Genomic DNA, 24,698 nt, shown 5'->3' on the forward strand with positions numbered 1-24,698 from the left:
GATGAGAAATCGCTCGCGTGAACGCGGCTTCACCTGATCGAAGTGATGATCGTGGTCGCGGTGATCGGCATCCTGAGCGCCATCGCGCTGCCCAGCTACCAGGAGTACATCCGCCGCGGCCATCGTGCCGAGGCGCGCGCCGGGTTGCTGCAGGCCGCCCACTGGCTGGAGCGGGTGGCAACGGCCCGGGGCACCTACCTGACAACCGACGAGGCTGCCACGAATTTTCCGGCGGCACTGCAGGAAGTGCCATCCAAGCGCTATGCCATCAGCCTCGAAGCCACGGATGCGCAGGGAGCTGGCTACACTTTGACGGCGACTCCGCAAAATGGCCAGGCCGGCGACAAGTGCGGCGCGTTCACATTGACGCAAGCCGGCGCACGCGGCCTGTCAGCGACGACCGCGTCCGCCGAATTGGTGACAGACTGCTGGAGTCGCTGAGCACAAACGGGCCCCGCGCTATCTTCATACCCCGATCACTCCTCCATGCCCTTTGACGCGAAAAAGATGGACAAGGCGCTCGCGCTGGCAAGCGCGGCACAAGCCAATGTTTCACCCAACCCCGCCGTCGGCTGCGTCATTACCAACAGCAAGGGCGAGGTCATTGGTCAGGGGCAAACCCAGCCCGTGGGAGGGCCGCATGCCGAAATCATGGCGATTCGCGATGCGGCGGCGCGTGGCCATTCGCTGGTCGGCGCGACGGCGTACGTCACGCTGGAGCCCTGCTCTCATCACGGACGGACCGGCCCCTGCTGCGATGCACTGATCGCCGCCGGCATCCGGCGGGTGGTCGCCTCGATCGCAGACCCCAACCCGCTGGTCGCAGGCGAGGGCTTCGCCCGGCTGCGTGCGGCAGGCATGGAGGTGCATGTCGGGCCGGGCGGCGCCGAATCGCGCGAACTCAACATCGGCTTCTTCAGCCGCATGATCCGCAAGACGCCTTGGCTGCGAATGAAGGTCGCTGCCTCGATCGATGGCAAGACGGCCCTCGACAACGGCGTGAGCCAGTGGATCACCAGCGAAGCCGCACGCACCGACGGACACGCTTGGCGAGCGCGGGCAAGCGCCGTGCTGACTGGCGTGGGTACGGTGCTGGAGGACAACCCTCTGCTCGATGTGCGATTGGTCGAATCGGGTCGCCAGCCCCACCTTGTGATCGTCGACAGCCAATTGCAGACGCCGCCCGAGGCGCGGCTGTTCCTGCCCGGCCGATCCGTCTGGATCTATGCCGGCGCAAGGTCGAACCCCGAGAGGGAAGCGGCGCTCAAGGCGCGCGGCGCCACGTTGACGCACCTGCCCAACCCGAATGGCAAGGTCGACCTGGCGGCCATGCTGGCCGATCTCGCTCGACGCGAGATCAACGAATTGCATGTCGAGGCTGGCCACAAGCTCAATGGCTCGCTGATGCGCGATGGGCTGGTCGATGAGTTGCTGGTCTACCTAGCGCCGAAATTCATTGGCAGCGGCATGGGGATGGCCAGCCACGTTCACGCCGAGGGGCCCTTGACCGAGCTTGCCGGCGCGCTGCCGCTTGAGTTCCGCTCCGTCGAGATGCTCGGTCCCGACCTGCGCATCGTCGCCCGCGCGAGCGGCCGCGACAAGTTCTAGCCTTGGAACGCGCAGAACGACGCAGCCCGACATCAGAATCACCATGGAACGGGCGTTGCACCGAGCCACCGGCGTTGTCTTAGGGGGTTGGAAGAGCGCCCCGACGTGGGGCGGAGCCTGGGGGCGAGCAGCAAGCTGTCCGGTTCACCCCTGTTACCCCAGGCCGAGGCGCAAAGAAGTACCCATGGCGCGGCGAGGACAGGCAACAACTGTCGACCAAATACAATGCGCGGATGTTCACCGGAATCATCACCGGCGTGGGGCGCATCGCCGCCATCCACGACCTCGGCAGCTCTTCTTCCCACGGCAAGCGACTCAGCATCGCCACGCCCGACGGCTATCTCGACGACGTGGGGCTCGGTGACAGCATTGCGCTCAACGGCGCGTGCATGACCGTCACCACCCTGGACCCCGCCAACCAGCAGTTCACCATCGATATTTCGGCCGAGTCGCTCGACAAGACGGCCGGCTTGACCGAAACCTCGGCGCGCATCAACCTCGAGAAGGCCTTGCGCGCCAGCGATCGCCTGGGCGGCCACATCGTGTCCGGCCATGTCGATGGCATCGGCACGGTGAGCCGCTTCGCGCCGGTCGGGGAGAGTTGGGAGCTGCGCATCGTCGCGCCGCCCGCGCTCGCCCGCTTCCTGGCCTACAAGGGCTCGATCACCGTCAATGGCGTGAGCCTGACGGTCAACAGCGTGAGCGACGGCCCGCAGGGCAGCGAGATCAGCATCAACCTGATTCCGCACACCGTGGAAAACACGTCGCTGGGAGGGCTGGTCGAGGGCAGCCGCGTGAACCTCGAAATCGACACCGTCGCTCGCTACGTGGAGCGCATGCTCCAGGCCGGCGCCCTTCCCCTCCCCACCCAGACGAACAAGCCATGAACGCCTCCGTCACGCCGATTGGCACGCCTGTCAACGGGCGAACGCCCGCCCCCATTTCCTCCGTCGAAGACATCGTGGCCGACCTGCGCGCCGGCAAGATGGTCATCCTCGTCGACGAGGAGGACCGCGAGAACGAGGGCGACATCGTCATCGCGGCCGACCATGTCACGCCGGAGGCCATCAATTTCATGGCGCGCCATGCGCGCGGCCTGATCTGTCTGACCCTGTCGCGCGAGATGTGCGAGCGGCTGAACCTGCCGCCGATGGTGGCGCGCAACGGCGCCAAGCATTCGACCGCGTTCACCGTGTCGATCGAGGCGGCCGAGGGCGTGACCACGGGCATCTCCGCGGCGGACCGTGCGCGGACCGTGCAGGCTGCCGTGGCGCGCGATGCCGTGGCGACCGACCTGGTGCAGCCGGGCCACATCTTCCCGCTGCAAGCGGTGGATGGCGGCGTGCTGATGCGCGCCGGGCATACGGAAGCGGGGTGCGACCTCTCGGCCATGGCGGGCTGCTCCCCGGCCTCGGTGATCTGCGAGGTGATGAATGAAGACGGCACCATGGCCCGCCTGCCGGACCTGCAGGTGTTCGCGGCCGAGCACGGGCTCAAGATCGGCACCATCGCCGCGTTGATCGAGCATCGTGCGCAAACCGAGACGCTGATAGAGAAAGTCGGCAGCCGCGAGATCCAGACCACCTGGGGCGCATTCACGGCCCACGCCTTCCGCGACAAGCCGAGCAACGGCGTGCACCTGGCCCTGGTACGCGGCGCTTGGGCCGCCGATGACGTCGTGCCGGTGCGCGTGCACGAGCCGCTGTCGGTGCTCGACGCGCTCGAAATAAATCGCTCGCTGCATTCGTGGAGCCTCGATGCCAGCCTCGCGCACATCGCGGCCGAAGGCAAGGGCGTGGCGGTGCTACTGAATTGCGGCGAATCGGCCACCGAATTGCTGGCGCAGTTCGAAGGCACCGCCCGCCCCGCGCAGGCGCCCGAACGCGGCCGCATGGACCTGCGCAACTACGGCGTGGGCGCGCAGATCCTGCGTGACTGCGGCGTGCACAAGATGAACCTCATGGCGAACCCGCGCCGCATGCCGAGCATGACGCCCGGCTACGGCCTCGAGATCGTCGGCTACACCCACAAGGACTGCTGATCATGCTGAATGCGAACAAGGGCGCCTTAGGCGCGCTCGATGGCAAGGGCTTGCGCATCGGCATCGTGCAGGCGCGCTTCAATGACGACATCACCGGGGCGCTGGCGACGGCTTGCCTCGCCGAGTTGTCGGCGCTGGGTGTGGCCGACGAAGCCATCGACCACGTCTTCGTGCCCGGCGCTCTGGAAGTGCCGGTGGCGCTGCAGGCCTTCGCCGAGCGCGGCGGCTACCAGGCGCTGATCGCGCTGGGTTGCATCATCCGCGGCGAGACCTATCACTTCGAACTGGTGGCCAACGAGTCCGGCGCAGGCGTGAGCCGCGTGGCGCTCGACTACCGCATCCCGATCGCCAACGCGATCATCACCACCGAGAACCTGGCGCAGGCCGTGGCCCGACAGACCGACAAGGGCCGCGACGCGGCGCGCGTGGCGGTCGAGATGGCGCGACTGCTGGCGCAACTGCAATGAAGCCCACCCCCGAATGCGCCTGCGGCGCTCCCCCTCAAGGGGGCACACCCAGCGGCCCGGCAAAGCCGGTTCCGCGGGTGCTCACGAACTGGACCACGTTGCCTGCCCTCGTTTCAAGCCCTGTGCATGGCGCGCAGCGCAATGGACGACGCACATGACCGAAAAATCACCCAGCACGACCGGCAAGCCGCCGCGGAAATCGACCGGCGGCCTGACCAGCACCGGCGCGCGCAAGGCGTCGGCCAAGTCCAACCGCAGCCGCGCGCGTGAGTTCGCATTGCAGGCCTTGTACCAGCACCTTGTCGGGCGCAACGACGCGACCGAGATCGATCACTTCACGCGCGACCTCGCGGGCTTCCACAAGGCCGACGCGGCGCACTATGACGCGTTGCTGCATGGCTCGATCGAGCAGGGCGCGGAGATGGATGCGCTGATCCTGCCGCTGCTCGATCGCAAGATGGAAGAGATCTCGCCGATCGAACACGCGGTGTTGTGGATCGGCGTCTATGAGTTCCAGCATTGCCTCGACGTGCCGTGGCGCGTGGTGCTCAACGAATGCGTGGAACTCACCAAGGAATTCGGCGGCACCGACGGGCACAAGTACGTGAACGCCGTGCTCAACGGGCTGGCGCCGAAGCTGCGCGCGGCGGAGGTCGAGGCGGATCGGGCGAAGGGCAACGTCCGATGAGGGTCTCGGCGCGGGCGGAGCGCATCGAACCGTTCTACGTGATGGAAGTGGCCAAGGCGGCCAGCAAGCTGGCGCGCGAGGTGGCCAACACTGACCGGCCGATGATCTTTCTGAACATCGGCGAGCCCGACTTCACCGCGCCGCCGCTGGTGCAGGAGGCCGCCATGCGGGCTGTGCGCAGCGGCGCCACGCAGTACACGCACGCGGTCGGGCTGGACGCGCTGCGCGAACGCATCAGCGGCTGGTATGCGCAGCGCTTTGGCGTCGACGTGCCGGCGCGTCGCATTGTTGTGACAGCCGGTGCCTCGGCGGCGCTCCAGTTGGCCTGCTTGGCCTTGATCGAGGCCGGCGACGAGATGCTGCTGCCGGACCCGAGCTATCCGTGCAATCGCCACTTCGTGAGTGCGGCGGAAGGCAAGGCCGTGCTGGTGCCGACCACCGCCGCGGAGCGCTTCCAGCTCAGCGCGGCGAAGGTCGAAGCAGCGTGGACAGACAAGACGCGTGGCGTGCTGCTGGCCTCGCCCTCCAATCCGACCGGCACCTCGATCGCGCCGGATGAACTGCGCCGAATCCATGAGGTGGTGACGCGGCGCGGTGGCATCACGTTGATCGACGAGATCTACCTCGGACTGTCTTATGACGACGCCTTCGGCCAGACCGCATTGGCGATCGACGACAACGTCATCAGCATCAACAGCTTCAGCAAGTACTTCAACATGACCGGATGGCGGCTCGGCTGGCTGGTGGTGCCGGAAGCATTGGTGTCGGTGATCGAACGCCTTGCGCAGAACCTGTTCATCTGCGCCAGCACGGTGTCGCAGTACGCGGCGCTGGCCTGCTTCGAGCCCGAGAGCATTGCCGAATACGAACGCCGGCGCGCCGAGTTCAAGGCGCGGCGCGACTGGTTCATTCCACAGTTGAACGCGCTCGGCCTCAATGTGCCGGTGGTGCCGGATGGCGCCTTCTATGCCTGGGCCGATTGCAGTGCGCTCGCACACAAGCTGGGCATCGAGGGCAGTTGGGACTTCGCCTTCGAGGCGATGAAGCGCGCGCATGTCGCCGTCACGCCGGGGCGCGATTTCGGCACGGCCGAGACGGCGAAGTTCGTGCGCTTCTCGACGGCGAGTTCGATGGCGCATCTGCAGGAGGCCATTGAGCGGTTGAAGGCGATGGCGGCATGAACCAGCACACGAAGTGCCGAACACGGGGGCTCGCATGAGCTTCCAGTTCCCCATCCGCGTGTACTGGGAAGACACCGACGCCGGTGGCATCGTGTTCTATGCCAACTACCTGAAGTTCATGGAGCGCGCGCGCACCGAATGGCTGCGCTCGCTCGGCATCGAACAGCGCCAATTGCGCGATGAAACGGGCTGCCAGTTCGTCGTGAGCGAAACGCAGGTCAAGTACCACCTCCCTTCGCGCCTCGACGATGAACTGCTGGTTACAGCCGATGTCCGACAGATCGGCACGGCGTCATTGATAATCGGCCAGCGCGTGCTATCAAAAACGGAGCAAGGCAAGCTGCTGTGCGAAGGCACGATCCGCATCGGCTGGGTCAATGCCACCACCTTGCGGCCCGCGCGCATTCCGGCCCGCGTGACGGGAACCCTCGCCGCGCCGGTGGCTCCATGTCTCAACAACGAATCGCCCGAGGGCCCGCGCGACGCAGCGGCCACGCGGACCTCACCTGACTGCAAGCCATGAACCAAGACCTTTCGATACTCTCCCTGCTGATCCATGCCAGCCTGCCCGTGCAGCTGGTGGTGTTGCTGCTGGTCGTGGTGTCGGTCGCAAGCTGGGCCGCCATCTTCCGCAAGTACTTTTCGCTGAAGCGCACGCGGGCACTCAACGACGAGTTCGAGCGCGAGTTCTGGTCGGGCACCAGCCTCAACGAACTGTTCGCCTCCGCCGCGCAGAACGCCAAGCTCGCCGGCCCGATGGAACGCATCTTTGCGAGCGGCATGCGCGAATACCAGAAGCTGCGCGAGCGCAACATCGTCGATGCGGGCACGCTGCTCGACGGTGCACGCCGCGCGATGCGGGCGAGCTTCCAGCGTGAACTGGATGCGGTGGAGCAGAACCTGTCGTTCCTGGCAACCGTCGGCTCGGTGTCGCCCTACGTGGGCTTGTTCGGGACGGTGTGGGGGATCATGCATGCCTTCACCGGCCTCGCCGCGCTGGCGCAGGTGACGCTCTCCACTGTCGCGCCCGGCATCGCCGAGGCACTGGTGGCCACGGCCATCGGCCTGTTCGCGGCAATTCCCGCTGTGGTCGCCTACAACCGCTTTGCCCGCGAGATCGACAAGATCGCGATCGCGCTGGAGACCTACATCGAGGAGTTCTCCAACATCCTGCAGCGCAACCTGTCGGCCAACGTCGCTGCAGCCGCGACCAACCGCTGAACGGAGGCGCACGCCATGCCCGCCATGTCCTCCCGCGGCCGCGGCCGCCGCACGATCAACGAGATCAACATGGTCCCGTTCATCGACGTGATGCTGGTGCTGCTGATCATCTTCATGGTCACGGCCCCGCTGATCACGCCGAGCGTGATCAACCTTCCGACTGTCGACAAGGCCAACAAGCAGCCGGACAAGCCGATCGAGATCGTCATCAAGAGCGACGACGAAGTGCAGTTCAAGAAGGATCCGTCGCAGGGCACCGGCGGCACCTCGATCCCCATGACGCAGATCGGCAAGGCGGCGAAGGATGCGCAGGGCGGCGACGACAACCGCCCGGTGGTCATCAGCGCCGACAAGTCGGTCAAGTACGAAACCGTCGTCAAGGCGATGAACCAGTTGAAGCGGGGCGGCATCGAACGCGTCGGCCTCTCCGTGACCACCACGGGCGGCAAATAACGCATGTCACTGGCCGCAGACCGCCCCGAATTCGCGCCGCCGCCGCAGCGTGGCACCCCGCGCGCCGTCGTGCTGGCGCTGATCGCGCACGCGCTGCTGATCGCCGCACTGACCTGGGGTGTGCACTGGAAGCGCGAAGCCGACGACGATGCGATCGAGGCGGAGCTCTGGTCGTCGACGGTGCAGCAGGCTGCGCCGCGCCCGGCTCCGGTGCCCGCGCCGGTGCCTCCTCCTCCGCCCGCACCCACGCCGGCACCGCCACCGCCCCCTCCTCCACCACCGCCGCCCCAGGCCGTGAAGCCGCCGGAGCCGCCAGCGCCGCGCGCGCCGGACATCGCGTTGGAGCGTGAGAAGAAGCTGAAGGAACAACAAGCGCGCGCCGAAGAAGAACAGCAGGAACGCCTCAAGCAGCAACAGATCGCAGCGAAGAAAGCGCAGGCCCAGAAGGAACGCGAAGCACGCGAGCGCGCGGAGGACGAGGCGCAGCGCAAGAAGGAAGAGCAGCAGCAGAAGCTTGCCGAGCAACGCAAGCGCGATGAAGCCGAAGCGAAGAAGGCCGAGGCTGCGAAGAAGGCGGACGCCGCGAAGGCCGAGGCCGCGAAACAGGCGGAGGCGAAGAAGGCGGAGGCCGCCAAGCAGGCGGCGGATGCTGCCAAGCAAGCAGCGGCCGATCGCGCGGCCACGCTCAAGCGCATGCAGGGCATGGCCAATGCATCCGGCGAGCAGACCTCCGGACCACGCTCAGGCAAGGGCTCCGGCGCGGGCAACGGCCCTTCTGCAAGCTATGCAGGCAGGGTGCAAGCCGCCGTCCGCCCCAACATCACTTTCAGCGATGCCGATCTCGTCAGCGGGAATCCCGGTGTTGATATCGAAGTGAGGACCTCACCTGACGGAACGATCGTCGGCACGCCACGTATCGTCAAATCCAGCGGCAACTCGAGTTGGGACGAAAGCGCCCTGCGCGGCATCATCAAGACCGACAGGATGCCAAGGGACATTGATGGCACGGTGCCCACGCCGCTGATCGTCACGCTGCGGCCGAAGGGCTGAGTCGGCCCCACACGCCGCTTCCACTCGGACGAAGGTCTGGCACCCATGGACTTGAAGCTGCTCCAACTGCTGGTGGACCTCGTCGAGGCGGGCAGCCTCAGCAAGGTGTGCGCCGCACGCGGCATCGCCCAATCGGCGTTGAGCAAGCAGATCGCGGGACTGGAGCGCGACTTCGACGCCAAGCTGTTCTATCGCACGGGGCGCGGTTTGGCACTGACCGAGTTCGGCCAGGCCATCATGCCGCGCGTCCACAGCATCCTGTCCGAGGCCGAGGCACTGCGCGACGAGATCCGGGCCCATGCAGGCGTGCCGCGTGGTCCGGTCCGGCTGGCGATGCAGACCTCGATCACGCAATTCGTCGTCGGCGCGCTGTTCCAACGCGTGCTGCGGGACTATCCGCAGGTCGAGCTGCGCCTCATGGAAGGCTTCTCGGGAAGCATCGAAGAATGGCTGGCCAACGGCAAGGCCGATGTGGGCGTGCTCGCGCGCTATGGCGGGGTCCACTCCGCGCGCACCGATGAAGCGCTGAACACCGCCGACCTCTACCTGGTGGGAGCCGCGGGCGACACGCTCACCGCGCAGCCGGACATTTCATTCGCCGCGCTGGCCAACTTGCCGTTGGTGCTGCCCGGCATTCCGGACGGGTTGCGGCTGATGCTGGCGGAAACGGCCAGGCGTTTCGACATTCCCATCCACGCCGCCGTGGAAGTGGACTCTCTCACCGCGATGAAGGAGATCGTCGCCGGCGGTTCCGGCTACACGATCCTGACGCGGCAGGCCGTCCACTTCGAGCTGGCGCAGAAGCGGCTGCAGGTGGCGCGGATCGTGGAGCCCACGCTCACGCGCACCCTGGTGCTCTCCACTAGCGTGCATCGCCCGATGACACTGGCCAGCCGTGCCGTGGCTTCGCTCATTCGCGAAATCGGAGGCGGGCTGAGCCAGGACAGTTCCTAGCGCGCGGCGCTGCGCGTGGGCGCGGCCTTGATCGGCGAGTCGCTATGCGTTGACGCGCTCCTGCCCGGCACGGCGCAGCAGGTCCAGCGCCACGTCGACGATCATGTCTTCCTGGCCGCCCACCATCTTGCGCTGACCCAGTTCGACCAGGATGTCCACCGTCTTCAGCTCGTACTTCCTCGCGGCCGCCTCGGCATGGCGCAGGAAGCTCGAATACACGCCCGCGTAGCCGAGCGCCAGCGTCTCGCGGTCGACGCGCACCGGCCGGTCCTGCAACGGGCGGACCAGATCGTCGGCCGCATCCATCAGTTGGTAGAGATCGGTGCCGTGATGCCAGCCCTGTCGCTCGGCCGCCGCGATGAAGACTTCGAGCGGCGCATTGCCGGCACCTGCGCCCATGCCAGCAAGGCTGGCGTCGATGCGGTCACATCCCTCCTCCACCGCGACGATGGAGTTCGCGACGCCCAGGCTCAGGTTGTGATGCGCATGGATGCCAGTCTGGGTCTCGGGCTTCAACACGTCCTTGAAGGCGCGAAAGCGGTCGCGCACCTCGTTCATGCCGAGTGCGCCACCGGAGTCCACCACGTACACGCAGGTGGCGCCGTAGCTCTCCATCAGCAACGCCTGCTCGGCCAGTTTCCGCGGCGTGGTCATGTGGCTCATCATCAGGAAGCCGACCGGGTCCATGTCGAGTTCGCGCGCGTATTCCAGGTGCTGGCGCGAGACGCCCGCCTCGGTGCAATGCGTGGCCACGCGCACGATGCGCGCACCGGCGTCGTAGGCGTTGCGCAGGTCGTGCGTAGTGCCGATGCCGGGCAGCAGCAGCGTGGCGATCTTCGCGGTCTTCACCGTCTCGGCCGCGGCGGCGATCCATTCCACGTCGGTGTGCGCGCCGAAGCCGTAGTTGAAGCTGGAGCCTTCCAGGCCATCGCCGTGCGCGACCTCGATGCTGTCGACGCCGGCGCTGTCCAGCGCCGCGGCGATGGCCTTGACGTGGGCGATGCTGTACTGGTGGCGGATGGCGTGGCTGCCGTCGCGCAGGGTCACGTCGCTGATGTAGAGCTTCTTGGCAGTGGTGGTCATGCGATCTCCTTCAGGCCGCGCGCGATGCCGCTCGCGATGCGTCGTTGGGCCATCCTGTCGGCGCAGGCGAGCGCCGCCGAAGTCATGATGTCGAGGTTGCCGGCGTAGGCCGGCAGATAGTGGGCCGCGCCCTCGACCTCCAGATACACCGAGGTCTTGAGGCCATGACGCAGACCCAGCTTGGGCACGTTCATCGGTTGCCCGGGCGGGATCACATCGAACTGCACGCGCTGCTTCAGGCGGTAGCCCGGCACATAGGCCTGCACGCTGGCCACCATCTTCTCGATGCTGGCCTTCACCGCGGCCTGGCTCGCGAGTTCGGACAACACGAACACGGTGTCGCGCATGATCAGCGGCGGCTCGGCGGGGTTCAGCACGATGATGGCCTTGCCGCGCTCGGCGCCGCCGAGCTTCTCGATGGCGGCGCGTGTCGTCTCGGTGAATTCGTCGATGTTGGCGCGCGTGCCGGGCCCCGCGCTCTTGCTCGAGATGGAGGCGACGATCTCCGCGTAATGCACCTTGGCCACGCGCGACACCGCGGCCACGATCGGAATCGTGGCCTGGCCGCCGCAGGTCACCATGTTCATGTTGCTGGCGTCTTCGGCTTCAAGGTTGATGGCCGGGATCACGTAGGGTCCGATGGCGGCCGGCGTGAGGTCGATGACCTGCACGCCGTGGGCCTGCAACAGCGCGTTGTGCCGCTGGTGCGCGCCGGCCGAGGTGGCATCGAAGACGATGTCGATCTCGCCGAAGATGTCCAGCGCCAACAGGCCGTCGATGCCGCCTGCCGTGGTGGCAATGCCGAGACGCTCGGCCCGGGCCAGGCCATCCGATGCCGGATCGACACCGACCATGGCACCCATCTCGAGATGCTTGCTGTTGCGCATGACCTTGATCATCAGGTCGGTACCGATGTTGCCTGGGCCGATGATGGCCACTTTCAGTTTGCGTGGAGGCATGATGAGTTCCGTGTTGGGGTGATGAGAGGTGGATGCATCCGACGCGGACTCAGGCTGCGAACACGGTCGTGACCGTGCCGAGGCCGCCGATGGTCGTGACGACCGCATCGCCCGGCATGACAGGCACCATCGGGCCCAGCGCGCCACTCATGATGACGTCGCCTGCCTTGAGCGGCCGGCCGACTTCGACCATCTTGCGGGCGAGCCACAGCGCGGCGTTGAGCGGATGGCCGAGGCATGCGGCACCCGCGCCGACCGAGACCACCTCCCCGCGCCGCTCCATGACCATGCCGCACAGGCGCAGGTCGACCTGGCTGAGCTTGCGCGGCTCGGTGCCGAGCGCATACAGGCCGGATGACGCGTTGTCCGCGATGGTGTCGAGCAGGCGGATGTCCCAGTTCTGGATGCGGCTGCCGACGATCTCGACGGCGGGCAGCACGTAGTCCACGGCGGAGATCAACCGGGACAGGGTCAGGCCCTCCTCGTCCAGGTCGCGCTTCAGCACGATGGCGATCTCGGCTTCCACCTTCGGCTGCATCACGCGGCCCAGGGCGACTTCCTCGCCGGCGTCCAGTTCCATGTCCGCGAACAGCATGCCGAAGTCGGGCGAGTCCACGCCCAGCTGGACCTGCACGGACTTCGAGGTCAGCCCGATCTTTCGCCCGACGAGGCGGCGGCCGTGGTCGAGGTGGTAGCGCGTATTGGCTTCCTGGATCTGGTAGGCGGCTTCAGCGCCGCCCTCCTTCAGTTCGTCGCGGATGGGCGCGATGGCGATGCCGGTCTGCGCCGCGACGCGGATGCGGGTGGCGATGTCGGCGATCGAGGGAGGCATGGTGGTCATGGGGTGTCGCTTTCGTTTCAGGAAGAGGCCATCGCGGCGCAGGCGAGCGGCGCCTGCAGGGCATCGGCGTTGCAGAACACGGCATTCCAGGGCTTCATCTGCACTTGGGCGAAGACGCCGCCGGTGAAGAAAGGGTCCTCGCCGACCAGGCGCATGGCGACGGCTTCGTCGGGCGCCTCGTAAACGAACAGGCCGCCCGTTCCGTCGGCGAAGGGGCCGGCCAACACCAGTTGCTCTTGCGCCAGCAGTCGTGCGAGGTAGGCCCGGTGCTGCGGGCGCAGTTCGGCCACCTTGGCCGCGTCGCCGCCGTAGGTGATCCAGCTTGCAAACTTCATGGGTGTCTTTCTGGAAAGTTGATGGGTTCGGGTCGCGGCATTCGCTCAGCGGAGGAAGCCGATGGAGAGCCAGGGAATCAGCGCGATCAGGACGGTGCCGACGGTCAGCGCGAGCATGTAGCCGGCGATCGGCTTCAGGCCTTCGCTGGGGCTGATGCGGCTGATGGCACAGGCCGCGTAGTAGCCCACGCCGAAGGGCGGCGCGAACAGGCCGATGCCCATCGCCAGCACCACCACCATCGCGTACTGGACGTCGTGGATGCCCAACTGCTTGGCAATCGGGAACAGCAAGGGGCCGAACAGCACGATCGCCGGAATGCCCTCGAGCACGCTGCCCAACACGATGAACGCGACGATCGACACGGCCAGGAAGCCCATGGCGCCACCCGGCAGGTGCGTCATGACCTCGGCCAGTTGCCGCGAGAAGCCGGACTGCGTGAGCGCCCAGGCCATGCCGGTCGCCGCGCCGATGATGAGCAGGATGGCGCCCGACAGCGCGGCCGTCTCGACCAGTGCAGGCCACACGCGGCGCCAGTCGAACTTGCGGTAGATGAAGAAGCCGACGAACACCGAGTAGACGATGCCGATCGTCGACACCTCGGTCGCCGTCGCCACGCCTTCGATCACTGCGGCGCGGATCACGAAGGGCAAGGCCAGGGCCGGCACCGCGATGACCAGCGTCTTGCCGATGACGCGCCAGGTGGCCTTGCGGTCGACCGCCTGCGTATTGCGGCGGCAGCGCCACCAGACCACGATGCCGAGCATGACGGCGAGCACGACGCCCGGCAGCAAGCCGCCGGTGAACAGGTCCGCGATCGAGATGCCGGTGACCGAGCCGATGGTGATCAGCACCAGGCTGGGCGGAATCGTCTCGGTCTGTGCACCGGAGGCGGACAGCAGCGCCACCATCTCGCCGTCCTTGAAACCGCGGCGCTTCATTTCCGGGAACAGGACCGGCGCGACCGCCGCCATGTCCGCCGCCTTCGAACCAGAGATGCCCGAGACCAGGTACATCGCGGCGATCAGCACATACGACAAGCCACCCTTGACGTGCCCCAGCAGGCTGGCGAGGAAGTCGACCATGGCCTTCGCCATCGCCGTCATCTCGATCAGCAAGCCCAGGAACACGAACATGGGCACGGCCAGCAGGATCAGGTGCGACATCCCCTCGTCCATGCGGCCGATCACCACGCCCACCGGCGTCGAGGTCGTCAGCCCGATGTACCCCAGCGTCGCCAGGCCGAAGGCGAAGGCGATCGGGACACCGGAGAACACCAGCAGGCCGACCACGCCGACGAAGAAGATCAGCAGGTTCAGGTTGCCCAGGCCCGCCAGCACCGGTTGCAAGGCGACCAACGCGCCGACCAGCAGCGCAGCCGCCACCACCACCATCACCGCGAGCTTTCGGTTGGCAAAGCTGGCCAGCCGCACCAGCGCCATCGCCAGGATCAGCCCGACACCGACCGGAATGGCCGACGCGCGCCAGACATTCGAGATGTCCATGGCCGGCAGCGTGACCATCATTTCCTCGACCGCGAAGTCATAGGCCGGGTGCACGATGAGCACCAGATAGGTCAATGCGGCCACGATCGCCAGCAGATCCAGGAAGGACCGGGTGTCCGGCCTGGCCTTGTCCACGAAGGCGGTCATGCGCATGTGGCTGCCGCGGCGGAAGGCCACGGCGGCGCCGAACATCGCCAGCCAGAGGAACAGCAGCGAGGCCAGTTCGTCCGCCCAGATGATGGGCGTATGGAACACGTAGCGGCTGGCGACGCCGGCGAAGAGCACGCAGATCTCCGCCAGGACCAGCAGCGCGGCGGGAATCTCGGTCAGGTAACCGAGGACGGTATCGCAACGCGCCAGCCATGGCGAGGCGGGGATCGCCGTGACTGGATGCATTGACACGTTGGATGCGCCGGCACCCATCGGGCCCGGCGTGATGACGACGCTCTGGGAGCTGTGCATGGTGTCACCTCGTTGTGAGTCAGTCATGGCCCGGCAAGCCGAGGACGTTGGCGCCGATGAGCGGATCCACGAAGCGCTCGTACTTCTCGGGGTGCAGGATGACGGTGATCTCGGAAGACCCCGTGCCCACCGTCAGGCCGAGCAGGTGGCCGCCGCTGGCTGCGAAGCTGCCGTCGGTGACGAGTCCGTGTGCGTGGATGGAAGGCTTGCCCTCCTTCCAGGCGATGGTGCCGGTGAGGTTCGCGATCTCGACGTCCTTGAAGGTCTTCGGGTCGAAGGCCTTGCGGCTGAAGTCGTAGAAGCCGAACTTGGCCTCGCGCATGAAGCCGATGCCCACGAAGCTGGCGCTGGGGATCTTCTCCACGACAGCCAGCCGCTCCAGGTGGGCCACGACGTCGTCGCCATTGCGCAGCACCATCAGGTAGCCCGTCGGCGTCTTGACGTACTTGCCCTTGAGGTCCTGGGCCTGTGCTTCGCCCGTGTGCAGGGCGGTGATCGCCAGCGCAGCCAGGGCTGCGACGAGTGCGAAAGGTCGGATCGATTTCATGTGCGTTGTCTCGCTTTCTGTGTGAATGGCGCAGGCTCCCGCCGACGTGGTGCGCGGGGCAGCGCGTCGACAGGCGGGTTCGGGGAACATCAGGCCAGGGTGCCCGAGTACTTCTCGAGAATGGCCCAGGCCTCGGGGCCGAACTTCTTCTTCCAGTCGGCATAGAAGCCGGACTTGCGCAGCTCCTGGCGGAACGGTGCGAGCTCCGGCGTGTTGAAGGTCATGCCCTTGCCCTTCAACTCGTCGGCCAGTCGGGTGTTCAGCGCCCGCACGGCCTGGCGCTGGCGCAGCGCCTGGGCATCGAAGGTGGTGGAGGCGAGTTGCCGCAGGTCCTCGGGCAGCGCATTCCACTTGCGCAGGTTGGCGACGAGCCAGAAGCCGTCCCAGACGTGCGAGGTCATGGAGCAGAACTTCTGCACTTCGTAGAGCTTCGCCGTCTCGATGATGGTCAGGGGGTTCTCCTGGCCGTCGACGATCTTGGTCTGCAGCGAGGTGTAGACCTCCGCCATATTGATGCCGGCCGGCGCGGCGCCGAAGGCCTTGAACAGCGAGGTCAGCGCCGGGCTGAGCGGCACGCGCAGCTTGAAACCCGAGAGGTCCTGCGGCGCCTTGATCTGCCGGTTGCTGCTGGTGACCTGGCGGAAGCCGTGGTCCCAGATCTTGGTCTGCGGCAGCAGGCCGGCCTTGGCGAAACCGCCGCGGATGTGTGCGCCCAGCTCGCCGTCCATGGCATTGAAGACCGCGTCGTAGTCGGGGAAGGCAAAGCCCACGCCGCTGATCGACGCGACCGGGATCAGCGTGCCCCAGATCAGGCCGGCCGTGCTCACGAAGTCGATGGCGCCCGAGCGGACCTGCGAAATCATGTCGGTGTCGCTGCCGAGCTGGCTGTTGGGGAAGACCTCGATCGCCAGGCGGCCCTTGGATTCGCGCAGGATCGTGGCGCAGGCTTCCTGCAATCCGGCGGTGGTCGGATGCGAGGGTTGTAGGGCGATGCCGAGCTTGTACGAGAACTCGGCGCCCGCGGCATAGGCCGACGACGGCCGCAGCAGCAGCGACGGCGCCAGCACGGCCGAACCCAGCGCAGCGATCTGCTTGAACGCCTGGCGCCTTGAACGCGACGGGAGTGCGCCGGACTGCGACGCTTCGTGTCCGGCCGCAGCCAGGGACGATGAGGGAATATTTTCTTGAGTCACGGTGTTGTCTCCGTCGGTTTTATGGAAGGCGTCAGCTCGCGATTTCGACTGCGTCCTGCTTGCGGTTGAGGTACGCCGAGAAGGACCGGGCGCCGGCCCAGTCCTGCACCAGCGTGAGCTTGCGGCGCAGGAACAGCCCGTCGGCCACGCGTTCCGCAAACGCTTCGTAGGTCTTCGTCGGGTCGTCGATCTCGAAGACGAAATAGACCTTTGCCTCTTCGTTCGAGAGCCAGGGGCCTGCGAGCAGCTTCAGGTCCTCGGGCAGGTTGTGCGGCTTGACGCCTTCACGCAGCTTGCCGAGGAAGTCGGTCACACCCTTCATGACCGGGGCGCTCATGTCCTTCAGCCACACTTCATTGAAAAAAACTGGCATTGCGGTTCCTTGGTGGGTCAGTGGGCGTTGATGCGGTCGGAGTAGGCTTTCATGCCTTCCCAGCCGGACAGCAGCGTGAGCTTGCGGCGCGAGAAAAGTCCGCTGACCATCCGCTCCGCATAGGCATCGAACATGTCGGACGGGTCGTTGATCTCGAAGATGAACATCACCTTCGACTCTTCCGCCGACAGCCACGGCCCGGCGAGCATGCGCAGGTCGTTGGGCAGGTTGTCGGGCTTGGAGCCGACGCTCAGGTTGCCAAAAAACTCCACGGCTTCGGCGATGACCGAGGGGGTCATGTCGCCGAGCCATACCTCGTTCAGAAACATCGGCATTGCTGTCCTCGCATTCAGGTTGTTGGCGGCCGGACCGGGTGCGATGCGCTGGCCTGGATTCCGCCTTGTCACTGCAACTTCGACCTATTCGAAGCTGACGGCCCAAGCTTAGAAACGGCTTGCCGCGCGAGGAAGCATCAAACGGAGATATCAGCCATTCCGCGGAAGCGAAAGGGCTGCGGGAAACTACTGAGGATGAAGGGGCGCCTGGGTCGGCGTGCGCCCTTTTGCGCTCAATGCAAATTGGCCGCAGGAACCTGCATCGCGAGGTTCCTGCGGCCAATTGGAATCGCCATCGGACGGACGGCGTAGCGAGTGTGTGCGACGACCTCAGTCAGTCGTACACGACCACCGCTTTCCCCTCCTCCGCTTGCGCCGTCCAACTGGCCAGCGCCGCATCTTCCGGGAAGAAGCGCGCAGCCTCGCCCAGCTGCAATTCCACCTTCGCCCCCGCGCGCGCCAGCGACAGGCGCACCGGCAAGCCGATGCGCGGCTCGCCCGGCTCGCTGTTCTCCAGTTTGCGCGGCGGGAAGTCCTTTGCGATGCGGGCGATGTCCGGCGCCTTGCCATTCACCGTGACGCGCAGGAACTTGCCGAAGCGGCAGCGTGCCGCGGCCAGGTCGTACACCTGCGAGACCTTGAAGCGCGCCTCGAAGCCGCCGCGCCCCGGTTGCAGCACGCCGCTCACCACGACGAACTCGTCGTCCTTCAGCACATTGCGGTTCGCGTTGTAGGTGGCTTCGTCGCAGGTGGCGTCGATGGCGTCGCTCTTGTCGTCGAGCTTGAACAGGATCAGCCGGCCGCGTTGTCCGTTGATGATGCGCAGGTCGCTCACGATGCCGGCGATGACCTGCTGGTCGCGCGAGTCCATCAGGTCGGTGATCTCTCGCTTGCAGAAGCGGCGCACCTCGTGCTCGACCTCGTCGAACAAGTGGCCCGACAGGTAGAAGCCGATGGCGGTCTTCTCGTAGGTCAGCCGCTCCTTCACGCCCCACGGGGTGGCCGCGATCAGGTCGGGCTCCGCCGTGGCCGAGCCGTGCTCGCTGTCGCCGAAGATGTCGACCTGGGCGGCGTTGGCGGCGGTGGCGTTGGCGAATTCGTAGGCGCGGTCGATCGACGCGACCAGCGATGCGCGGTTCTGCTGGATCAGGTCGAATGCGCCGGCCTTGATCAGCGCTTCCACCGTGCGCTTGTTGATGCGGGTGCGGTCCACGCGCACGCAGAAGTCGAACAGGCTCTTGAACGGACCGCCCTCCTCGCGCGCCACCGCGATGGCGTCGATCGCATGCTGGCCCGTGCCCTTGACGGCGCCGAGCCCGTAGCGGATGACCTTGTCGGTCACCGGCTCGAAGCGGTAGCGACCGCGGTTCACATCCGGCGGCTCGAAGGTCAGGCCGAAGTTCTTGATCGCATCCTGGTACAGCACCTTGAGCTTGTCGGTGTCGTCCATTTCCACGGTCATGTTGGCGCAGAAGAACTCGGCGCAGTAATGAACCTTGAGCCAGCCGGTGTGGTACGCGAGCAGCGAGTAGGCAGCGGCGTGCGACTTGTTGAAGCCGTAGCCGGCGAACTTCTCCATCAAGTCGAAGATTTCGTCGGCTTTTTCCTGCACGATGCCGTGTGTCGCGAGCGCGCCCGCACGGAACTTCTCGCGGTGCTCGGCCATCTCCTCGAGCTTCTTCTTGCCCATCGCACGGCGCAGCAAGTCGGCGCCACCGAGCGAGTAGCCGCCCAGGATCTGCGCGGTCTGCATCACCTGTTCCTGGTAGACCATGATCCCGTAGGTCTCGGACAGCATCGTGCCAACGGCCGGATGCGGATACTCGACCGGCTCGCGGCCGTGCTTGCGCGCGACGAAGCTGGGGATCAGGTCCATCGGGCCCGGGCGGTACAGGGCATTGAGTGCGATGAGGTCTTCCAGCCGCGTCGGCCGCGCGTCCTTCAACATGCCCTGCATGCCGCGCGATTCGAACTGGAACACTGCCTCGGTCAGGCCGTCGGAGAAGAGCTTGTAGGTGGGCCCGTCGTTCAACGGGATGTTCTCGAACGCGAAGTTCTCCTGGCCCTTGTGACGGGCCACGATGAAGTCCTTGGCAATCTCCAGGATCGTCAACGTCGCGAGGCCCAAGAAGTCGAACTTGACGAGGCCGATGGCTTCGACGTCGTCCTTGTCGTACTGGCTCACGGCCGAGTCGCTGCCGGGTTGCTGGTAGAGCGGGCAGAAGTCGGTGAGCTTGCCCGGCGCGATCAGCACGCCGCCTGCGTGCATGCCGATGTTGCGGGTCATGCCTTCGAGCTTCTGCGCGAGCTCGACCAGCATCTTCACTTCTTCTTCCTTCTCGATGCGGGCCGCGAGTTGCGGCTCCATCTCGATGGCGTAGTTGTTCTTGTCGCCGTCGACCTTGGGCACCGGCGGGTATTGCAGCGTGTACGACATGCCCGGCTTGTTCGGGATCAGCTTGCTGATGCCGTCGCAGAACATGTAGCTCATGTCGAGCACGCGGCCCACGTCGCGGATCGCGGCCCGCGCGGCCATCGTTCCGAAGGTGGCGATCTGGCTCACGGCATTGCGGCCGTACTTGTCCTTCACGTAGTCGATGACGCGGTCGCGATTCCCTTGGCAGAAGTCGATGTCGAAGTCGGGCATCGAGACGCGCTCGGGGTTCAGGAAACGTTCGAACAGCAGGTTGTATTCGAGCGGATCCAGGTCGGTGATCTTCAGCGCATAGGCCACCAGCGAGCCCGCGCCCGAACCCCGGCCCGGACCGACCGGACAGCCATTGTTCTTGGCCCACTTGATGAAGTCGCCCACGATCAGGAAGTAGCCGGGGAAGCCCATCTTCAGGATCGTGTTGATCTCGAACTCGAGGCGTTCGACATAGCGCGGGCGCTGCGCATCGCGCTTGGCCACGTCAGGGAACAGATGCGCGAGACGGACCTCCAGGCCTTCGAAGGATTCCTGTCGGAAGAAGTCGTTGATCGGCATCGGCACGCCGTCGATGAGCGGCGTGGGGAAGTCCGGCAACTGCGGCTTTCCGAGCACCAGCGTGAGGTTGCAGCGCTTGGCGATCTCGACGGTGTTGGCGATGGCGCTGGGCACATCGGCGAACAGCGCCTTCATCTCTTCCGCGGACTTGAAGTACTGGTCGGGTGTGAACTTCCGGACACGGCGCTGGTTGCCGAGGATCTCGCCTTCGGAGATGCAGACGCGGGCTTCGTGGGCTTCGAAATCCTCCGGCGCGGCGAACTGCACGGGGTGCGTGGCAACCACCGGCAATTGCAGGCGCGCGGCAAGTTGCACGGCCGCGATCACATGCGGCTCGTCTTCCGGACGGCCGGCGCGTTGCAGCTCGATGTAGAAGCGATGCGGGAAGATGCCCGCGAGTTGCAGCGCGACCTCCGCGGCGCGTGAATCGCCGTGGGCGCCGCCTTGCAGCAACGGGTGGCCGAGCGGGCCGGCTTGTGCGCCGGAGAGCAGGAGGAGCCCGCCGTTGAGTTCTTCGAGCCACGCCACCTTGCAGGCCGCCTGCGACTGGCCGCGACCGACGTTCTGCGTCCAGGCACGGGCCAGCAGTTCGGACAGGTTCAGGTAGCCCTGCATGTCCTGCACCAGCAGGACCATGCGCGTGAGAGCACCCGGTTCGTGGCCCAGGCCCTCGACGAAGACTTCCGCGCCGAGCACGGGCTTGACACCCTTGCCGCGCGCTTCCTTGTAGAACTTGATCGCGCCGAAGAGATTGCTCAGGTCCGTGATGGCCAGCGCGGGTTGCTTGTCCTTGGCCGCAGCCTTGACAACTTCGTCGATGCGATTGGTGCCGTCGACGACGGAAAATTCGGTGTGCAGGCGCAGGTGAACAAACATGGTCACATTGTAGGAAGCGCGCCTTTCACAAGGTGCATTCGCTTTCGGCGGGAGGGTTGTCCCCGAGGCCGCTGCGCTTATTGACGATACTTGCCAAAAATTTCAGGGAGACACGTTTCATGGCCATTTCCATCTCGGCGCGCGAAGCCCGCCTCGTCCAGCGTTATCCGGTGCTCAAACGGGTGCCTGAGGGCCAGCGCCTTCCGCTCGCGCGGCAAGCTGCGCGAGAGCGCGCAGTCTGGGGGCCGCCGCTGCTGGCGCTGCTGTTGTCGCTGCCCTTGCTTTGGCTGGGCGTTGCGTGGGGACAGGCGAACCTGGATCGCACCTGGCTTGCCGTGGGGGGCGGAGTGGTCGGCGGGTTCATGGTTGCTGCGTGCATGCAGTTCATCTACTACACGCATGGGAAGGCGATCCAGCGGCTGGTGATGCAGTAGCCCGAGTCCGCAGGGTCCACAGGGTGCCCGCCTAAAATCCCGCCCCGTGAATGACATCCTGAACATAGCCGCCTACAAGTTCGTCGGCATCGACGACGGGCACGAACTGCGCGAGCGCCTGCTCTCCCAGTCCCGGGCGCTCGGCCTGATGGGCACCATCCTGCTGGCGCCCGAAGGCATCAACCTCTTCCTGGCCGGCTCGGCTGACGCGGTGCGCAAATTCGTCGCGACGCTGCATGCCGACCCGCGCTTTGCCGATCTCGAGACCAAGGAAAGCTGGTCCGCCACACAGCCCTTCCGGCGCATGCTGGTCAAGCTCAAGCGCGAGATCATCCGCATGGACCATCCGGCGATCCAGCCCGCGGCCGGACGTGCGCCGGGCGTGGAGGCGCAGACGCTCAAGCGCTGGCTGGACCAGGGGCATGACGATGCGGGCAAGCCGGTGGTGCTGCTCGACACACGCAATGCCTTCGAGGTGGACCATGGGACTTTCGAGGGCGCAATCGACTGGCGCATCGAGAAGTTCACCGAGTTCCCGCAGGCCATGCTCGACCATCGCGACGAGTTGCTCGGCAAGACCGTCGTGAGCTTCTGCACCGGAGGGATTCGCTGCGAGAAAGCGGCGATCCTGATGCATGAGGCCGGGCTGCCCGATGTGCTGCAGCTTGAAGGCGGGATCCTCAAGTACTTTGAGGAAGTGGGCGGGGCCCACTATCGCGGCGAGTGCTTCGTGTTCGATGGGCGGCGGACGTTGGATGCAAACCTGGCGGCCAGTGGGCATGCGGCGAGTGCGCGGGCGGCGGAGGATCCGGACATCGCGGTGAAGCGGTAGCCCCTCACCCCGGCCCTCTCCCCAGAGCGGCGAGGGAGTGAGACAGGGAACCCGCACGCCGAGCTTCACCCTCACCCCAGCCCTCTCCCGTTTGCGGGAGAGGGAGTTACACCGGGGTGGTCTTGACGTCGGGCGGCGGGTTGCCGAAGGGGTGTTCCGGCAGCGGGATGAATTCCGTTTCGCCGGGGACGTGGCCCATGCGCTGCGCCTTCCAGTCGGCGCCGGCTTCGAGGATGCGCTCGCGGCGGCTGGAGACAAAGTTCCAGGTGATGAAGCGCGGGCCGTCGAGGGCGTCGCCGCCGATCACGACCAGGCGTACTGCTGCTTGCGCCTGCAGCGCCGCGCCGGTGTTGTCGGACAGCACGGCCATGGTGTGCGCGGGCGCCGCGGCACCGTCGAGCATGAGCTCCCCTTCCACCACGTAGATCGCCATCTCCTGCGCCAGCGCAGGCAGTTCGAAGCGTGCGCCAGCGGGCAGTGCAATGTCGAGGTAAAGCGTCGGCGCGAAGGTCTTCACCGGCGAGGTGAGGCCGAAGCCCGTACCGATCAGCACCCGAACCGGAACACCCTGTACTACCGCCTCCGGAATATCCGATGCGGCCGTGTGCTCGAAGCTCGGATCCGTTTCCTCGAAGGCCTGCGGCAGCGCGGCCCAGAGTTGCAGGCCGTGGTTCACGTAGGTCGCATCGAGCAGCCGCTCGGGCTTGCGTTCGGAGTGCACGATGCCACGGCCCGCGGTCATCCAGTTGATGGCGCCGGGCAGGATTTCCTGCGCGCTGCCGATGCTGTCGCGGTGCATCATCGCGCCGTCGAAAAGGTAGGTGACGGTGGCCAGGCCGATGTGCGGGTGCGGTCGAACGTCGTGCGCGTTCCCGGGCTGCTCGGTGGCGGGGCCGAAGTGGTCGAAGAAGACAAAAGGCCCGACCGATCGGCGCTTCGCGGCGGGCAGCAGTCGCCGGACCTTGAAGCCGCCGCCGAGGTCCTTGTCGGCGGGTTGGAGTAGCAGGAGCGTGTCTGGATTCATGGCCGCGATCATGCTGGAAACGGGCATCGGATGCACGCGCGCCCCGCGCCCGGTTCAGGCTTTCGACGATGCCCAGCGTGTTGCGATGGCCGCCACCCTTTCGCCGAATGCGCGCGCCGTCTCCAGGTCCCCCTTCGACATCTCGCCCGGACTCGCATCGGTCGGCGAGGTGGTCATCAGGCCGCCGTAGCCGCCGACGTAGTTGAGCGATTCGCGCGTCGCGGCCTTGTTGTTGCTGGGCATGAGGCCCTGGCTGATCCACATCCCGTGGTGCTGCATCGCGAGGGTCCACAGGTAGGTGAGGGTCGCGTACTTGTCGCCGTTCATGGCCGCGCTGTTGGTGAAGCCCGCGAAGAGCTTGTCCCGCCAGCCCTCGGCGAACCAGACCTTCGAAGACGCATCGGCAAAGCGCTTGAACTGCCAGCTCGCGCCGCCCATGTAGGTGGGCGCGCCGAAGATGATGGCGTCCGCCGCGGCCAGCATTTCCCAGGCGTCGGCCGGCAGCTTGCCGTCGCCATCGATCTGCAGCAGCACGGCCTGGGCGCCGTCCGCCACGGCCTGCGCGACGCGCTGGGTGTGGCCGTAGCCCGAATGAAAAACGACGACGATGTCGGCCATGAAGATCCTCGGGGGTAAAAGAAAAGAGGCGACCGCATGACGATCGCCTCTTTTGTCGCCGTACGGTGCCCGGCGATTTTGCCGTGCCGACGCGTTCAATCCGAAGACGACGCCCTCGGCATAGGACGGTTGCACTGGATGGCCGCACCGCCTCCGCAGTGCAAGCGCCCTGGCCGACCGGCGCTTAGCGCTTGCCGTCGATGCTCAACCGACCTGCACCGAAACCGGCGAGCGTGATGAGGCCGCCCGCGATGGCCATGTTCTTGTTGAAGTTGATCGTCTGCATCATCTTCATCGCGTCAGGCGCCGACCAGTACTTGTGGAAGAACAGCGCCGCGGCCACGGTGAACAGGGCCATGGCAAAGGCGGTGATGCGCGTCTTGAAGCCGAGCAGCAGCGCGATGCCGAGGCCCACTTCCACGAAGATCGCGATGGCCGCGCCGACTTCCGGCAACGGCAAGCCGGACGATGCGACATAGCCGACGGTGCCCGAGAAGTTCGTGAGCTTGCCGATGCCCGCCGGGATGAACAGGTAGGCGATCAGGATGCGGCCGATGAGGGCCGTGATGTCTTGCAACGAGTTGGTCGAGACGCCCGAGGAAAACGACGAGGTAGAGGTGGTTGAGGCCATGAC

Annotated in this window: 26 protein-coding genes and 1 pseudogene; 14 read left to right on the forward strand and 13 right to left on the reverse strand. The window is 66.1% G+C overall.

The window, feature by feature from the left end; all coding sequences use genetic code 11:
• Positions 1-45 precede the first annotated feature (45 nt).
• The 12 genes and pseudogenes from WKW82_RS27975 to WKW82_RS28030 all read left to right on the forward strand — a co-directional run bounded on the left by WKW82_RS27975 (position 46) and on the right by WKW82_RS28030 (position 9,663).
• Complete coding sequence (locus tag WKW82_RS27975) at positions 46-441, forward strand: type IV pilin protein (protein ID WP_340345865.1); 396 nt, start codon at positions 46-48, stop codon at positions 439-441.
• 45 nt (positions 442-486) lie between these two features.
• On the forward strand, positions 487-1,608 hold the full coding sequence (ribD, locus tag WKW82_RS27980; RefSeq protein ID WP_422823608.1) for a bifunctional diaminohydroxyphosphoribosylaminopyrimidine deaminase/5-amino-6-(5-phosphoribosylamino)uracil reductase RibD: 1,122 nt from the start codon (positions 487-489) through the stop codon (positions 1,606-1,608).
• A 233-nt stretch (positions 1,609-1,841) separates the two neighbouring features.
• On the forward strand, positions 1,842-2,495 hold the full coding sequence (locus tag WKW82_RS27985; RefSeq protein WP_340345866.1) for a riboflavin synthase: 654 nt from the start codon (positions 1,842-1,844) through the stop codon (positions 2,493-2,495).
• Positions 2,492-3,649, forward strand: coding sequence for a bifunctional 3,4-dihydroxy-2-butanone-4-phosphate synthase/GTP cyclohydrolase II (ribBA, locus tag WKW82_RS27990; RefSeq protein ID WP_340345867.1), 1,158 nt, complete (start codon positions 2,492-2,494; stop codon positions 3,647-3,649). The genes WKW82_RS27985 and ribBA overlap by 4 nt, the downstream gene beginning before the upstream one ends.
• Before the next feature lie 2 nt (positions 3,650-3,651).
• Positions 3,652-4,116, forward strand: a complete 465-nt coding sequence (ribH, locus tag WKW82_RS27995; RefSeq protein ID WP_340345868.1) for a 6,7-dimethyl-8-ribityllumazine synthase — start codon at positions 3,652-3,654, stop codon at positions 4,114-4,116.
• Positions 4,117-4,270: 154 nt separating this feature from the next.
• A complete protein-coding gene (gene nusB / locus WKW82_RS28000; RefSeq protein WP_340345869.1) occupies positions 4,271-4,804 on the forward strand; it encodes a transcription antitermination factor NusB in 534 nt (177 codons plus the stop codon).
• Positions 4,801-5,985, forward strand: coding sequence for a pyridoxal phosphate-dependent aminotransferase (locus WKW82_RS28005; protein WP_340345870.1), 1,185 nt, complete (start codon positions 4,801-4,803; stop codon positions 5,983-5,985). The genes nusB and WKW82_RS28005 overlap by 4 nt, the downstream gene beginning before the upstream one ends.
• A gap of 34 nt (positions 5,986-6,019) precedes the next feature.
• Positions 6,020-6,495 (forward strand): annotated as a pseudogene (gene ybgC / locus WKW82_RS28010) (tol-pal system-associated acyl-CoA thioesterase).
• 9 nt (positions 6,496-6,504) lie between these two features.
• Complete coding sequence (tolQ, locus tag WKW82_RS28015) at positions 6,505-7,206, forward strand: protein TolQ (RefSeq protein ID WP_340345872.1); 702 nt, start codon at positions 6,505-6,507, stop codon at positions 7,204-7,206.
• A 15-nt stretch (positions 7,207-7,221) separates the two neighbouring features.
• Positions 7,222-7,659: an ExbD/TolR family protein gene (locus tag WKW82_RS28020; RefSeq protein ID WP_340345873.1), complete on the forward strand. Its 438-nt coding sequence runs from the start codon at positions 7,222-7,224 to the stop codon at positions 7,657-7,659.
• 3 nt (positions 7,660-7,662) lie between these two features.
• Complete coding sequence (gene tolA, locus WKW82_RS28025) at positions 7,663-8,709, forward strand: cell envelope integrity protein TolA (protein ID WP_340345875.1); 1,047 nt, start codon at positions 7,663-7,665, stop codon at positions 8,707-8,709.
• A 45-nt stretch (positions 8,710-8,754) separates the two neighbouring features.
• Positions 8,755-9,663 carry a LysR substrate-binding domain-containing protein gene (locus tag WKW82_RS28030; RefSeq protein WP_340345876.1) on the forward strand — a complete coding sequence of 303 codons (909 nt, stop codon included), beginning with the start codon at positions 8,755-8,757 and terminating at the stop codon, positions 9,661-9,663.
• Positions 9,664-9,705: 42 nt separating this feature from the next.
• On the opposite strand, the gene dmpG is transcribed toward WKW82_RS28030, so the two are convergent.
• From dmpG to dnaE, 10 genes are all read right to left on the reverse strand, one after another.
• On the reverse strand, positions 9,706-10,746 hold the full coding sequence (gene dmpG, locus WKW82_RS28035; protein WP_340345877.1) for a 4-hydroxy-2-oxovalerate aldolase: 1,041 nt from the start codon (positions 10,744-10,746) through the stop codon (positions 9,706-9,708).
• On the reverse strand, positions 10,743-11,705 hold the full coding sequence (locus WKW82_RS28040) for an acetaldehyde dehydrogenase (acetylating) (RefSeq protein WP_340345878.1): 963 nt from the start codon (positions 11,703-11,705) through the stop codon (positions 10,743-10,745). Before WKW82_RS28040 ends, dmpG begins: the two co-directional genes overlap by 4 nt.
• A 49-nt stretch (positions 11,706-11,754) precedes the next feature.
• On the reverse strand, positions 11,755-12,546 hold the full coding sequence (mhpD, locus tag WKW82_RS28045; protein ID WP_340345880.1) for a 2-keto-4-pentenoate hydratase: 792 nt from the start codon (positions 12,544-12,546) through the stop codon (positions 11,755-11,757).
• Between the two features lie 17 nt (positions 12,547-12,563).
• Entirely contained in the window at positions 12,564-12,881 is a 318-nt protein-coding gene (locus tag WKW82_RS28050) for a YciI family protein (RefSeq protein ID WP_340345881.1), read from the reverse strand.
• A 45-nt stretch (positions 12,882-12,926) separates the two neighbouring features.
• Positions 12,927-14,780: a TRAP transporter large permease gene (locus WKW82_RS28055; RefSeq protein WP_340345937.1), complete on the reverse strand. Its 1,854-nt coding sequence runs from the start codon at positions 14,778-14,780 to the stop codon at positions 12,927-12,929.
• 85 nt (positions 14,781-14,865) lie between these two features.
• Entirely contained in the window at positions 14,866-15,393 is a 528-nt protein-coding gene (locus tag WKW82_RS28060) for a PPC domain-containing DNA-binding protein (RefSeq protein WP_340345883.1), read from the reverse strand.
• Positions 15,394-15,482: 89 nt separating this feature from the next.
• Complete coding sequence (locus WKW82_RS28065; protein ID WP_422823611.1) at positions 15,483-16,481, reverse strand: TRAP transporter substrate-binding protein; 999 nt, start codon at positions 16,479-16,481, stop codon at positions 15,483-15,485.
• 136 nt (positions 16,482-16,617) lie between these two features.
• On the reverse strand, positions 16,618-16,959 hold the full coding sequence (locus WKW82_RS28070) for a hypothetical protein (protein WP_340345885.1): 342 nt from the start codon (positions 16,957-16,959) through the stop codon (positions 16,618-16,620).
• Between the two features lie 17 nt (positions 16,960-16,976).
• Positions 16,977-17,294 carry a hypothetical protein gene (locus tag WKW82_RS28075; RefSeq protein ID WP_340345886.1) on the reverse strand — a complete coding sequence of 106 codons (318 nt, stop codon included), beginning with the start codon at positions 17,292-17,294 and terminating at the stop codon, positions 16,977-16,979.
• A gap of 334 nt (positions 17,295-17,628) precedes the next feature.
• Positions 17,629-21,156, reverse strand: coding sequence for a DNA polymerase III subunit alpha (gene dnaE / locus WKW82_RS28080; RefSeq protein ID WP_340345888.1), 3,528 nt, complete (start codon positions 21,154-21,156; stop codon positions 17,629-17,631).
• 119 nt (positions 21,157-21,275) lie between these two features.
• Between dnaE and WKW82_RS28085 the strand changes: the two genes are divergently transcribed.
• The gene (locus WKW82_RS28085) at positions 21,276-21,590 is read left to right on the forward strand and encodes a hypothetical protein (RefSeq protein WP_340345890.1); all 315 of its coding nucleotides are present in this window, start codon (positions 21,276-21,278) and stop codon (positions 21,588-21,590) included.
• A gap of 46 nt (positions 21,591-21,636) precedes the next feature.
• Entirely contained in the window at positions 21,637-22,422 is a 786-nt protein-coding gene (locus WKW82_RS28090) for a sulfurtransferase (RefSeq protein WP_340345892.1), read from the forward strand.
• Between the two features lie 106 nt (positions 22,423-22,528).
• Here WKW82_RS28090 and WKW82_RS28095 read toward each other — a convergent pair whose 3' ends face one another.
• The 3 genes from WKW82_RS28095 to WKW82_RS28105 all read right to left on the reverse strand — a co-directional run bounded on the left by WKW82_RS28095 (position 22,529) and on the right by WKW82_RS28105 (position 24,695).
• A complete protein-coding gene (locus tag WKW82_RS28095) occupies positions 22,529-23,446 on the reverse strand; it encodes a pirin family protein (protein WP_340345893.1) in 918 nt (305 codons plus the stop codon).
• 54 nt (positions 23,447-23,500) lie between these two features.
• Positions 23,501-24,064 (reverse strand): flavodoxin family protein, encoded by a 564-nt coding sequence (locus WKW82_RS28100; RefSeq protein WP_340345894.1) that lies wholly within the window; start codon positions 24,062-24,064, stop codon positions 23,501-23,503.
• A 184-nt stretch (positions 24,065-24,248) separates the two neighbouring features.
• A complete protein-coding gene (locus WKW82_RS28105) occupies positions 24,249-24,695 on the reverse strand; it encodes a DoxX family protein (RefSeq protein WP_340345895.1) in 447 nt (148 codons plus the stop codon).
• Between the last annotated feature and the right edge of the window lie 3 nt (positions 24,696-24,698).

This window comes from Variovorax rhizosphaerae, from assembly GCF_037889975.1.
GTDB lineage: Bacteria > Pseudomonadota > Gammaproteobacteria > Burkholderiales > Burkholderiaceae_C > Variovorax > Variovorax rhizosphaerae.